At 65.7% G+C, this 12,718-nt stretch carries 12 protein-coding genes and 2 pseudogenes; 4 read left to right on the forward strand and 10 right to left on the reverse strand.

Annotated features, from left to right (window positions below; translation table 11 throughout):
• The 4 genes and pseudogenes from PMI15_RS03700 to flgL form a co-directional block, all read left to right on the forward strand.
• Window positions 1–230, forward strand: a pseudogene (locus PMI15_RS03700) (hypothetical protein); the annotation flags it as partial.
• Window positions 231–354: 124 nt separating this feature from the next.
• Window positions 355–678 (forward strand): annotated as a pseudogene (locus tag PMI15_RS03705) (methyl-accepting chemotaxis protein); the annotation flags it as partial.
• 511 nt (window positions 679–1,189) lie between these two features.
• The gene (flgK, locus tag PMI15_RS03710; RefSeq protein WP_007863863.1) at window positions 1,190–3,175 is read left to right on the forward strand and encodes a flagellar hook-associated protein FlgK; all 1,986 of its coding nucleotides are present in this window, start codon (window positions 1,190–1,192) and stop codon (window positions 3,173–3,175) included.
• A 60-nt stretch (window positions 3,176–3,235) separates the two neighbouring features.
• Window positions 3,236–4,453: a flagellar hook-associated protein FlgL gene (gene flgL / locus PMI15_RS03715; RefSeq protein ID WP_007863864.1), complete on the forward strand. Its 1,218-nt coding sequence runs from the start codon at window positions 3,236–3,238 to the stop codon at window positions 4,451–4,453.
• A 23-nt stretch (window positions 4,454–4,476) separates the two neighbouring features.
• On the opposite strand, the gene fliR is transcribed toward flgL, so the two are convergent.
• The 10 genes from fliR to fliI all read right to left on the reverse strand — a co-directional run.
• Window positions 4,477–5,271, reverse strand: a complete 795-nt coding sequence (fliR, locus tag PMI15_RS03720; protein WP_007863865.1) for a flagellar biosynthetic protein FliR — start codon at window positions 5,269–5,271, stop codon at window positions 4,477–4,479.
• Window positions 5,272–5,298: 27 nt separating this feature from the next.
• Entirely contained in the window at window positions 5,299–5,568 is a 270-nt protein-coding gene (gene fliQ, locus PMI15_RS03725; protein ID WP_007863867.1) for a flagellar biosynthesis protein FliQ, read from the reverse strand.
• Window positions 5,569–5,580: 12 nt separating this feature from the next.
• The gene (fliP, locus tag PMI15_RS03730; RefSeq protein ID WP_007863870.1) at window positions 5,581–6,357 is read right to left on the reverse strand and encodes a flagellar type III secretion system pore protein FliP; all 777 of its coding nucleotides are present in this window, start codon (window positions 6,355–6,357) and stop codon (window positions 5,581–5,583) included.
• Complete coding sequence (fliO, locus tag PMI15_RS03735) at window positions 6,354–6,836, reverse strand: flagellar biosynthetic protein FliO (protein ID WP_007863872.1); 483 nt, start codon at window positions 6,834–6,836, stop codon at window positions 6,354–6,356. The genes fliP and fliO overlap by 4 nt, the downstream gene beginning before the upstream one ends.
• On the reverse strand, window positions 6,833–7,312 hold the full coding sequence (gene fliN, locus PMI15_RS03740) for a flagellar motor switch protein FliN (protein WP_007863874.1): 480 nt from the start codon (window positions 7,310–7,312) through the stop codon (window positions 6,833–6,835). Before fliN ends, fliO begins: the two co-directional genes overlap by 4 nt.
• Entirely contained in the window at window positions 7,305–8,309 is a 1,005-nt protein-coding gene (gene fliM, locus PMI15_RS03745; protein ID WP_007863876.1) for a flagellar motor switch protein FliM, read from the reverse strand. Before fliM ends, fliN begins: the two co-directional genes overlap by 8 nt.
• A 28-nt stretch (window positions 8,310–8,337) precedes the next feature.
• Window positions 8,338–8,829: a flagellar basal body-associated protein FliL gene (gene fliL / locus PMI15_RS03750; protein ID WP_007863879.1), complete on the reverse strand. Its 492-nt coding sequence runs from the start codon at window positions 8,827–8,829 to the stop codon at window positions 8,338–8,340.
• A 723-nt stretch (window positions 8,830–9,552) separates the two neighbouring features.
• A complete protein-coding gene (locus tag PMI15_RS03755; protein WP_007863881.1) occupies window positions 9,553–10,911 on the reverse strand; it encodes a flagellar hook-length control protein FliK in 1,359 nt (452 codons plus the stop codon).
• Window positions 10,912–10,937: 26 nt separating this feature from the next.
• Window positions 10,938–11,396: a flagellar export protein FliJ gene (gene fliJ, locus PMI15_RS03760; RefSeq protein ID WP_007863883.1), complete on the reverse strand. Its 459-nt coding sequence runs from the start codon at window positions 11,394–11,396 to the stop codon at window positions 10,938–10,940.
• Window positions 11,397–11,458: 62 nt separating this feature from the next.
• Window positions 11,459–12,718, reverse strand: a 1,260-nt coding sequence (gene fliI, locus PMI15_RS03765; protein ID WP_007863884.1) for a flagellar protein export ATPase FliI, incomplete at its 5' end; no start/stop codon positions are given.

Genomic DNA, 12,718 nt, shown 5'->3' on the forward strand with positions numbered 1-12,718 from the left:
AGCAGGCGGCCGCCGCGGCGTCGTCGCTGCAGGAGCAGGCCGGCGGCCTCTCGGACGCGGTGAGCGTGTTCAGGCTGCAAGGAGGCGATGTCCAGCAACAACCCACGCCCCGCCGCCCGGCCGGCCCGGTTCGCACCGTGTCGACGCCGAAACAGCCACCCCAGGCCCGCCAGGCCATCGCGCCGCCACTGGCGGCCGGCGCGGGCGGCGGGAGCTGGGAAACCTTTTAAGAAAAAGAGCCGGCACGGCGTGACAAAGCGCTCAAGTTTTGCCGCAGCCGACCGATAAGCAGGGGCAAGGCGTGCCGCGGGCATGGCCTTGCAATCCGAGATCATTGATTTTCAAGGAGTGCGCATGCACGCGACCACCAGCCATCCCGTATCGACTGTTGAAGAAAAATCGCCGGTCCCCACGCTGGGCTATCCCGGTGTGGCCGCCGGCCCGCTGCCGGCCGAAAAAGTCGCCGACATCATAGGCATGATCGACGGCATCGCGCTGCGCACCCGCAGCCTGGCCCACGCCGCGGCCGAAGCGGCCCATGCCGGCGAGCAGGGCCGCGGTTTTGCGCTGATGGCCGCCGAAGTCAAAAGCCTGGCCCAGCGCAGCGCCGCGGCCGTCCGGGAAATCAAGGGCTTGATCGGTGACTCGGTGCACAAGGCCGGCCAGGCCGACGAAGAGCGCCGGCGCGAGCTTGAGGAACGCGCCAAACGGTGGCAGCGCTCGCTGACTGTGTGAGTCTGTATCCGCAGATTTCATATCCGCAGATTTCGCAGATTTACACAGATTGAAGAGAAGAAATTTGTATCCGGAATTCCATTCCTGTTCTCATACACAGGCCACACGACCTCTCATCGCGTTTTGTCTTTATCTGCGGGAATCTGCGAAATCTACGGGTGAATCCATATCCACAGATTACGCAGATTTACGCAGATAAAACCATCCTGATGGAGAGCGTGAGTTGCCGGCGTATGGAGATAGGGCTGAAATCGCGAGTACGGAAACCTTCTCTTCAATCTGCGGAAATCTGCGTAATCTGCGGATAAATATTTCTGCAGATTCGGATCCGCAGATAACGCAGCCAGGTTCGCTCTCAAGTTCTTCCAGGCCCGGCCGTTATCTCTCTATATAGACATCCGTGATGTGCCACTCGCATTCCCCAGGCGCGACAGCCCCGTGAAAGACCCGATTTATGTCCAATAGCATGTTTTACACCGGGCTGAGCGGCCTCAATGCCGCCCAGGCCGCGCTGGTGACCACCGGCCACAACACCGCCAACGTCAACACGCCAGGCTACAGCCGCCAGTCCGCGCAGGTCGCGACCGCCGGCGGCGTGTACCGCGCCAGCGTCGGTTTCTTCGGCAGCGGCGCCAAGGTGGTCGACGTGACCCGCAGCTACGACGCCTACCTGGCCTCGCAGCTCAACCAGGCGCAGTCGCTGAACCAGTCGCTCACCACCTACTACACGCAGATCAGCCAGATCGACAACCTGCTGGCCAACCAGAAGGCGGGCCTGGCACCCCAGCTGCAGTCGCTGTTCACCAACATCCAGGCGGTGGCCAACACGCCGGCCGACCCGGCCGCGCGCCAGCAATTGATCAGCTCCGCCCAGGCCGCGGCCAACCAGTTCCGCTCCATGGACCAGTACCTGAGCGGCCTGAACAACACCACCAACGACCAGATCTCGGGTACCGTCGACCAGATCAACACCTATGCCGAGCAGATCGCCAGCCTCAACAAGCAGGTGGCCCTGCTCAGCAATGCCTCGGGCGGCCAGGCCCCCAACGACCTGCTGGACCAGCGCGACCAGCTCGTGAACCAGCTGGGCCTGCTGGTGGGCACCAAGCTGGTGGTGCAGGACGGCGGCCAGTACAACATCTCCATCGGCAACGGCCAGTCCCTGGTGCTGGGCGACAGCGCCAACAAACTCGCGGCGGTACGCTCGGCGGCCGACCCCAGCCGCATGGCCGTCGCGGTGGTCAACGCGGCCGGCATGGCGGTGCAGATGCCGGACAGCATGCTCACGGGCGGCATGATGGGCGGGCTGCTGCAGTTCCGCAACGAGACCCTGGCCCCCGCGCAGAACGCGCTGGGCCGCATCGCGATCGCGCTGTCCGACGCCTTCAATGCCCAGCACAAGCTGGGCATTGACCTGAACGGCGCGCTGGGCGGCAATTTTTTCTCGCAGGCCAGCCCCGGCCTGCTGGCCAACAGCCGCAACACCGGCAACCTGGTGCTCACGCCGTCGTTTGCCAACACCAGCCAGCTGACCACCAGCGACTACCGGCTGGACGTGGGCGCCGGCCCCAGCTACACGCTGACCCGCCTGTCGGACAACCAGGTCATCCCGATGACCGCGGGTTTCCCGGGCACCGCGCCCGCGAACACCACGACCTTTGACGGCGTCACGCTGACGCTGGCCAGCGGCGCCGGCGCGCCCGGTGATTCTTTTTTGATCCAGCCCACGCGCACCGGCGCGCGCGACCTCACGGTGCTGGTCAGCGACCCGGCCAAAATCGCGGCGGCTTCGCCCATAGTCACCGGCAACACCGCCGCCAACCAGGGCAGCGGCAAGATCAGCGCCGGCAAGGTGGATGCGGCCTACACCGCTACGCCGCTGGCCGCGAAGGTGACGCTCACTTACGACGCGACCACCAACCAGCTGTCGGGCTTTCCGGCCGGTGCGGCCGTGACCGTGACCCGCGCCGACGGCACGCCCGACCCGGCCAGCCCTTACGCGCCGGGCGCCTCCGTCAACTACACACCGGGCGCGACCCTGAGCTTTAACGGTATCAGCCTCAGCATCAGCGGCACACCGGCCCACGGCGACAGCTTTACCGTGGACAAGAACACCGGCGGCATCTCCGACGGCAGCAACGCGCTGCTGCTGGGCGCGCTGCAGAACAAAAAAACCATGGGCGGCGGCACGGCCAGCTTTAACGATTCTTATGCCCAGCTGGTCAGCAGTGTCGGCAACAAGGCCAGGCAGATCCAGATCGCCGGCACCGCGCAGACCAGCCTGACCACGCAGATCCGTTCGGCCCAGCAGTCGGTCTCCGGCGTCAACCAGGACGAGGAAACCGCCAACCTGCTGATGTTCCAGCAGATGTACCAGGCCAATGCCAAGGTCATACAGACGGCATCGACCCTGTTTGATGCCGTGCTGGGCATTAACTGATAGCGCATCAGCGCTCACTTACCAGCACAGCCGCCCCTTCAGCGCCACCAGGAGTCCATGATGCGTATCAGCACCCAGTCTTTTTATGAACAAAGCCAGAGCGCCATGGGCTCGCAGCAAAGCAGCCTGCTGCGCGTGCAGCAGCAGATCGGCGCGATGACCAAAATCCTCGCGCCCTCGGACGACCCGTTGGGCGCCACGCGCGCGCTGGCGGTTTCGCAGTCCATCGCGCTGAATTCGCAGTACGCCACCAGCCGCAAGCAGGCCGAGCAGATGCTCTCGCTCGAAGAGAACTCCCTGCAAAGCGTGACCACCGTGCTGCAGAACGTCAAAAGCCTGCTGGTCGAGGCCGGCAACGGCACCATGACGGACGCCGACCGCGCCACCCTGGCCACCACCTTGCAAAGCGCGTTTGACCAATTGCAGGGCCTGGCCAACACCGACGACGGCAACGGCCAGTTCCTGTTTGCCGGCTTCAAGACGGGCAGCCCGCCCTTTGTGAAACAGCCCGACGGCAGCATCCTCTATGCCGGCGACCAGGGCCAGCGCCTGATGCAGGTCGACGTCTCGCGCCAGATGGCCGGCAGCGACGATGGCCGCAGCATTTTCCAGAGCGTGCAGGGCGGCGCGGGTTACGTCACCCAGGCCCAGGCCGGCAACACCGGAAGCGGCGTGTTCGGCACGACCTCGGTGACCAACATCGCCGACCCCAATTACGGCAAAGACTTTGTCATTACCTTCACCACACCGACCACCTACCAGGTCGACACCAACACCGTACCGCCGGTCGCCGTCGTGCCAACCACCCCCTTCACCCCGGGCAGCCCCATCAAATTCGGCGGCCTGCAGCTCAGCATCACCGGCGCGCCCGCAGCCGGCGACAGCTTCCACGCCTCCACCGCCAAAAACGCCGGCACCGACGTCTTCGCCGCCATCAGTGACGCGATCAGCGCGCTGCGCTCCCCGGTCGACGGCGCCGGCCCGGCCGCGCAGTCCAAACTGCTCAACGCCTTGAGCACCGCCAACCGCAAGATCACCAACGCGCATGACAACGTGCTCACGGTGCGCGCCTCGGTCGGCACCCGCCTGCAGGAACTCGACGCCCTGGGCGACACCGGCGACACCCGCGCCCTCTACGACAAAAGCTACCTGTCAGATCTGCAGGACCTGGACTACGCCAGCGCGATCGCCGAGTTCTACCAACGCCAGACCGCACTGCAGGCCAGCCAGCAGACCTTTGTGCGGATTCAGCAGATTGCGTTGTTTAACTACCTGTAAGAAGAGCCGCGCAACCAGCGCTGCTAGTTTCGTAAGCCCTGCAAAACCCCCAGCGTCCCCGCAAACGCCGCGGCAAAGCGCGGCTCCAGGAAGGGGGCGAGGTATTGCATCAGCAGCTGCAGCATGGCGATGCCGGCCAGCAGTGTGATGGGGAAGCCGACGGCGAAGATGCTGAACTGCGGCGAGACGCGGTTCAGGATGCCCATGGCGAGGTTGAGGGTGAGCAGGGTGGCGATCAGGGGCAGGGCCAGCATCAGGCCGCCGGCCATGATTTCGCCGCCGGCGTTGGCCAGCAGGAACCAGCCGCCGGCGGCCAGGGGTGCGTCGGAGATCGGCAAAGCCTGGAAGCTTTCGGCCAGCACCATGACCAGCATCAAATGGCCGTCGACCGCGAGAAAAATCAGCATGGCCATGACGTTGAGCAGGCGGGCGACGACCATGGTGTTGCCGCCGCTGGTGGGGTCGAAGAAGGACGCGAAAGACAAGCCCATCTGCAGGCCGGCGTATTCACCGGCGGCCTGCACGGCCGCGAAGACCATGCGCATCGAAAACCCCATGGCCGCGCCTATCAGGATTTGCTGGACCAGGATCCAGAAGCCGGCCGCGGAGACCAGGGGCACGGCGGGCATGGCGCCCAGCGTGGGCGCGACGACGATGGCCAGCAGCGCCGCCAGGACGACCTTGGCGCGGCGCGGCACGGCGGCTTCACTGAAGAGGGGGGCGGTGCTGATCAGGGCCAGCATGCGCACAAACGGCCATAGAAAAAACATCAGCCAGAGGTTGAGCTGGCCGGAGGTGGCCGAAAAAACCGGCTGCATGGTTTTCTTGCTCGGACCGCGCCGGCCTCAGCCCACAAGCTGCGGGATGGAAGAAAACAGGTTGCGCATGTAGTCCAGCACGATGCCCAGCATCCACGGCCCGGCGATCACCAGGGTGGCGAAGACGGCGAGCAGCTTGGGGATGAAGGACAGCGTCATCTCGTTGATCTGCGTGGCGGCCTGGAACAGGCTGATCAGCAGGCCGGTGACCAGGGCCACCAGCAGCAGCGGCGCGCCCAGCAGTAATGAAAGTTTCATGGCTTCATAGCCCATGGCCATGACGGATTCGGGTGTCATGCGTGTTCTGTTCTAGAGATAGAAGCTCTGCGCCAGCGCGCCTATCAGCAGCTGCCAGCCGTCGACCAGCACAAACAGCATGAGCTTGAAGGGCAGCGAGATGGTGGCCGGCGGCACCATCATCATGCCCATGGACATCAGCACACTGGCAACGACCAGATCAACGATGAGAAAAGGGATGAAGATGGTGAAACCGATCTGGAAGGCGGTCTTGAGTTCGCTGATCACAAAGGCCGGCAGCAGGATGCGCAGGCTCACCTGTTCGGGGCCCTCGAGTTTTTCGATATTCGCCAGCCTGGCGAACAGGGCCAGGTCGGCCTCGCGGGTCTGCTTGAGCATGAACTGCTTGAAGGGCTCGACGCCGCGCTCCAGGGCCTGCTCAGCGCTGATTTTGTTTTCAGAGAAGGGCTTGTAGGCGGCGCTGTGCACCTTGTCGAAGACCGGCGACATCACAAAAAACGTCAAAAACAGCGAGAGCCCGACCAGCACCTGGTTGGGCGGCGACGATTGCGTGCCTATCGCGGTGCGCAGCAGGCCCAGCACGATGAGGATGCGCGTGAAGCTGGTCATGGACAGCAGCAGCGCGGGCAAAAAAGACAGCGAGGTCAGCAGCACCAGGGTCTGCACGCTGAGCGACCAGGTCTGGCTGCCGCCCGGGCCCTTGGTGCTGGTGATGCCGGGCAGGCCCTGGGCGCCGGCCAGCGCGGGCAGCAGCATCAAGGCCAGCAAGAGCAGGGCCGGCAGCAGGGCGCCCGCGCGGCGGCGCAGGCCGGAAAAATTCGGCTTCATTCCTCGCGCTTCTTGAGCTTGTTCAAGGACTCGAGCAGCTTGCCGGAAAATGCACCGGCGCCGGCAAAACCGGGAAGGCCGGAAAGAGCAGGCGCCGCGTCGACCTCGGGAATTTTTTGCGCGGGCATGCTGTGCAGGGCGCGGACCTGTCCCGCCGCCACGCCCAGCACCAGCCACTGGCCGCCGACTTCGACGACGACTACACGTTCGCGCTGGCCGACCATGGCGCTGGAGACCACTTTCAGCAGGCGGCCGTTGCCGCCGGCCTGCAGGCCGAAGCGCCGCGCCAGCCAGGCGCAGCCAAAAATCATCGCCAGCACCAGGGCCAGGCCCAGGCCGGCCTGCAGCAGGCCCGCGGCACCGAAGGCGCGCGCCGGTTCGGCGGCCGCTGCGGGAACGGTGGGCAGTGTGGCGGCTGCGGACAGGCTGATGCCGGCCGGCAGCAGGGCCACGAGCCCGCGAAGAAACACAGGCTTCATCGGTTCAGCTTCTGCATGCGTTCGGACGGCGTGATGATGTCGGTCAGGCGTATGCCGAACTTGTCGTTGACGACCACCACTTCGCCCTGCGCGATCAAATAGCCGTTGATGAACACGTCCATGGGCTGGCCGGCCAGGCCGTCGAGCTCGACGACCGAACCCTGGGACAGCTGCAGCAGGTTTTTGATGGTGATGCGGGTGCGGCCCAGTTCGGTGGTCAGTTGCACCGGCACGTCGAGCACGCGGTCTATGTCGCCGCGCGCGATCTCGAAGGCGGTGTTGCCCTGCAGCGGCTGGAACACGCGGTCGCCGGCCGCGGTGGAGGGGGGCGCGGGCGCAGCGGGGGCGGGCGCCGGTGCCGGTGCCGGTGCCGGTGCCGGTGCCGGTGCCGGCGCGCTGGACTGCGCCTGCTCGGCGAGCGCGCTGCCCCAGTCGTCGAGCTCGGCCGCGGGCGGCGCTTTGCTGTCTTCACTCATGGTCTTTTCCCTTGCTGGAGTCGCTGTCCTGGTGGTGGATCATTTTTTCCACGCGCAGGGCATAGTGGTTGTTGGAGGTGCCGTAACCGCATTCCATGACGGGCACGCCGTTGACCTTGCCGATGATGGTGTCCGGGATCTCGACGGGCAGCACGTCGCCGGCCTGCAGCTTGAGCAGCTGGCCTATGCTGGACTGCAGGGTCAGGAAGTGGGCGCGCAGCTCGACCTCGGCGCTCTGCACCTGCTGCGACAGCTGCTTGACCCAGCGCTTGTCGACCTCGATCGCGTCCTGCAGCGGGTTGGCCAGCAGGTCGCGTATCGGCTCGATCATGGAATAGGGAATGCAGACGTTGAGCGCCCCGCCCAGGGGGCCGAACTCGATCTGGAAGGTGGTGTTGACCACCACCTCGTTGGGCGCGACGATGTTGGCCAGCTTGGCATGCATCTCGGCGCGCACGTATTCGAACTCCAGCGGGTAGACCGGCTGCCAGGCACCGCCGTAGCTTTCGAGCGTGAGGTTGAGCAGGCGCTTGATGATGCGCTGCTCGGTCTGCGTGAAGTCGCGCCCCTCGATGCGCACGTGGTAGCGGCCGTCGCTGCCGAACAGGTTGTCGACGACCAGGAAGACCAGCTTGGGATCGAACACGAACAAGGCCGTGCCGCGCAGCGGCTTCATGTGCATCAGGTTGATGTTGGCCGGCACCGGCAGGTGGCGTATGAAGTCGCCGTATTTCTGGATCTGCACCGAGCCGACCGAGATGTCGGCGCTGCGCCGCATAAAGGTCAGCAGCGCGCCGCGCAGGTGGCGCGCGAAGCGCTCGTTGATGACCTCCAGCGTGTGCATGCGGCCGCGCACGATGCGCTCGTCCGTGCCGAGCTTGTAGGTCGGCGGGCCCGAGGGCGCGGCCGGCCGCGGGGTGGCCGCGCCGGCGTCGCCGGTGACGCCCTGCAGCAGCGCATCGACCTCGTCCTGCGAGAGCTGTGCTTCATAAGCCATGGGCGGATTCGGGTTTCAGGGTGCCGCTTTACTGCAGCATGAAGGTGGTGAACATCACGCTGGAGATCCGCAGCGAGGGCAGGTTGGCCACCAGGGGCTGGTTCAGCGCCGTCATGATCTCGGTGGCGAGCCTGGCTTTTTCTTCGGGCGTGATCAGCGCGTCGGAGGCGCGGTTGGACAGCACCGTGAGCAGCCGGCTGCGCACTTCGGGCAGGTACTGGGTCACCAGGGCCTGGGATTTGGCGTCAGGCACTTTCAGCGTGACGGCGGCGTGCAGAAAACGGCTGCGGCCGCCCGGCTGCAGGTTGACGGTCATGGGCTCCAGCGCCACAAACAGCGGCGCGGCCGGCAAGGGGGCGGCGGCGGGTGCTGCTTCAGCGCTGCGGCGGTTGCTGAAGTAATAGGTGGCGCCCGCGGCCGCGGCGGCGGCCACGACCGACAGGGCAATCAACAGGGCGATGAGCCGGGGCGAAGGCTGGCGCGCGCTCAGGGGCTTCGCGGGAAGTGTGCTGGTAGCCATGGCTGTGTGGGAGTGGGTGGTCAATGGATTGTTGGGGAAAAGGCCCGCGGTGCATCGCTGGAGCAGCAGGGGGAAAACGCTTCAACTTCGGCATTTGCCGGGCGCAGGCTCGTCACAGGGCCTTTCACCATGGTGTAAGAATTCATCCGCAGATTTCGCGGACATCCACAGATTGAAGAGAAGAAATCTGAAGGAAAAATCTCATTCCCATCCCTGCATGCCGACCACAGGACTCGTCCTGAGGGTTTTAATCTGCGTGAATCTGCGTAATCTGTGGATAGAAGAATTGATCCGCAGATTACGCAGATTTCCACAGATTGAAGAGAAGAAATTCAGACTAAAAGCTTCATTCCCGTCCATGCATGCGGCCGCAGGAGTTTTCATCCTGAGGGCTTTTAGTCTGCGTGAATCTGCGTAATCTGTGGACAGAAGAATTGATCCGAAGATTACGCAGATTACGCAGATTTCCGCAGAATGAAGAGAAGAAATCCAGACTAAAAGCTTCATTCCCGTCCATGCATGCGGCCGCAGGAGTTTTCGTCCTGAGGGCTTTTAATCTGCGTCATCTGTGGATAGAAGAATTGATCCGCAGATGACGCAGATTTCCGCAGATTGAAGAGAAAAAATCCAGACTAAAAACTTCATTCCCGTCCATACATGTCAGCCACAGGACTTGTCATCCTGAGGTTTTTAATCTGCGTAATCTGTGGATATAGAAGGAGGTCAGGCATAGATGTCCACCTTGCCGCGAGGCCTTGCAGGCGTCACGGCCGTGGCAGGAGGGGCTGCCGTGTCGGCTGCCGTATAGGCCGGCCGGGCGTGCCGGCTGTCCTGGCCTTGCTGGCCCGAGGTGAAAGCCGGCTGCTGCTGGCTGCCGGAATCGACCGAGGTATTGCCCAGGCTGATGCCGCTGTCGGCCAGCGTGTTGCGCAGTTGCGGCAGGGCCGCTTCCACGGCGGCGCGCACCGAGGAATGCGCCGACACAAAAAACGCCTGGACCTGGTTGTCGTTCATGCTCAGCGTGACTTTGAGCGGGCCCAGGCCGGGCGGGTTGAGCTGCAGCTCGGCCACCTGCTCGCCGGCCTTGCCCATGTGCAGCATCTGCCGGCCCAGGGCCTGGCCCCATTCGCCGCTGCCGACTTCGGGTGTGAGTGCCGCCTGCTTGGGGGCGGCCGGTACGGCGGGGCCGACAGGCGAGGCGTGGGTGTGGGCCGTGGGGGCTGTGGCGCTGAGGCTGATGCCCGGGCTGGCGGCTGGCGCACTGGTTTCGGGCTGGCTTGCGCTGGGGGCTAAAGCCTGGGCGGCGCTGCCGGCTGTATCAGTGGGCGTGTCCCTGGCTGCTGTGATGGCGGGCGTTTTGGCCGCGGCGGGCTTTTGTTCCGCGCCTGTGTCCGTGCCCAGGACTTCGCGCGCCTCGTCGCCGGGCCGCTGTCTGTTCCCTGAAGAGGGGTCAGACGGGTTCTCATGGGTGGCGCCGGCCGGGATGGCCATGTTCGCGGCGGGCAGGGCGATGGCTGTTGTGTCGCCTGCGGCGGCGGGCGCGGCGGGCTCGAAGGCTTCCCGGCCTTTGCCTGGCGTGGCGGGCAGACCGGGTGCGAGCAGGGCTTGCGGCAGCGTTTGTTCATCGCTCGCAGGGGCTGCATCGTGGGCGATGGCGGCCGTGGCTGCTGCCGCGCTGGCTGCGGCGGGGTCTGCTGCTGGCAGTTCCGCCGAATGCGCGGCGCCAAGGGCCGAAGCCGTGGCGCCGCCTGCCGCGGCGGTCGAGGCGTTGTCGGAACCCGGTGTTGTGGCGATGCGTGTTTCGAGCGGCACAAAAAGCAGTGCCGCGGTGTTGACGGTGTCGGCCGCTTCGGTTTTTTCCTCGGCGAGGCGCCTGGCGGGAAGGGATGCGACCGGCTTGCCGCCGGGTTTGGCGGGCGCTTCGCCCGAGGCCGCGAGCGAGCGCGACAGCACTTCGCCAAAACTTTCGCTGTCGCCCTGGTTCAATTCATCGCCGCGGCTGGCCGATGCGGAAGAGGCCGATGAAGCGTTGCCGGCTGGCGCCGGGGCGGGCGCGGAGAGGGACGGAGGTAGCAGGGACATGGCTTGTTTTTCCTATCCAGTTCTATCTAGTGGCCCTGCAGGCCGGCGCGCAGATGGAAGAACTGGCGCGCGCTGCGTTCGTCGCTGTCGCGCTGTTCGCGTTTGTGCAGCACGGCCATTTCCTGCAGGCGCACGCGGCCGGCCAGGGTGTCGAAGGAATTGAGGCGGCGCTGGCTGCTTTGCCAGTCGCCGCGCCCGGTCGCCAACCTTGTGTCGGCCTGCGCGGTGATGGCGCGCTGCTGCTCGATGGCGCTGTCCAGCGTGCTGATGAAGTGGTTGAAATTGCGCATTTGCGCCGCCGACACGCCCGCGACCATGCGCACCTGCAGCTGGTCCAGGTACTCCTGGCGGTAGCGCTGCAGCAGCTCGAGTTTTTCGGCCGCGCTGGTGCGCGCGGCCTGCAGCTGGCCGAGGCGGCGCGTGGCCTCGTCGGTTTTGTTCTGCGCCAGTTCAATCAGCGTGGCGAGCGGTAGCTTGTTGGCCATGGGGAGATTCCTGGTGTTGGGTGTTGGTGAAAGACGGGGGACGGGGGGACGGGAAGAGGGGATCAAGCCTGGAAGATGGCGTTGAGCTGGTTGGTGGCCTCGCCGTGGCCCACGCGCTCCTGCATGGTCTGCTGCAAAAAAGCTTCCATGCGCGGGTACAGCGCGATGGCCTGGTCCAGCTGCGCGTCGTGGCCGGGGGCGTAAGCGCCCACGCTGATCAGGTCGCGGTTGCGCTGGTAGCGCGACAAGGCCTGCTTGAAGCTGCGCACGGCCTGAAATTGCGTGGGCGTGATCAGCGCCGTCATGGCGCGGCTGATGGAGGCCTCGATGTCGATGGCCGGGTAGTGGCCGGACTCGGCCAGGCTGCGCGAGAGCACCACGTGGCCGTCGAGGATGGCGCGCGCGGAATCGGCGATCGGGTCCTGCTGGTCGTCGCCCTCGGCCAGCACGGTGTAGAAGGCGGTGATCGACCCGCCGCGGCCCTGGTCGTCGCGCGCGCCGTTGCCGGCGCGCTCCACCAGCGCGGGCAGCTTGGCGAAGACCGAGGGCGGGTAACCCTTGGTGGCCGGCGGCTCGCCCACGGCCAGCGCGATCTCGCGCTGCGCCATCGCGTAGCGCGTGAGCGAGTCCATGATGAGCAGCACGTTCTTGCCCTCGTCGCGGAAATATTCGGCCAGGCAGGTGGCATAGGCCGCGCCCTGCAGGCGCAGCAGCGGCGAGGTGTCGGCCGGCGCCGCGACCAGCACGGCGCGCGCCATGCCTTCTTCGCCCAGGGTGTTTTCGATGAAGTCCTTGACCTCGCGGCCGCGCTCGCCGATCAGGCCGACGACGATGACGTCGGCGCTGGTGTAGCGCGCCATCATGCCCAGCAGCACGCTTTTGCCGACGCCGGAGCCGGCGAACAGGCCCATGCGCTGGCCGCGTCCCACGGTCAGCAGCGCGTTGATGGCGCGCACGCCGACGTCCAGCACGCTGTCGATCGGCGCGCGGGTCAGCGGGTTGATGGATTTGGCGGCCAGCGGCACCTCGCGTGAAAACTCCAGCGGGCCGCGCCCGTCCAGCGGCCGGCCGGCGGCGTCGACCACGCGGCCCAGCATGCCGGCGCCCACCGGCAGCCGTTTGGTGCGCGGCCCCAGGCCGCCGGCGTGGCCCGTGGGCGAGTCCAGCGCATAGACGCGCGCGCCGGGCAGCAGGCCGTCGACCTCGCTTTGCGGCATCAGAAAAATCCGGTCGCCGGCAAAACCCACCACCTCGGCCTCGGCGGTTTTTTGCGGGTAGCCGGGCGGCAGCTCGATCAGGCAGTCGCTGCCGACCGGCAGGGG

Origin of the sequence: Polaromonas sp. CF318, assembly GCF_000282655.1 — a bacterium.
GTDB lineage: Bacteria > Pseudomonadota > Gammaproteobacteria > Burkholderiales > Burkholderiaceae_C > Polaromonas.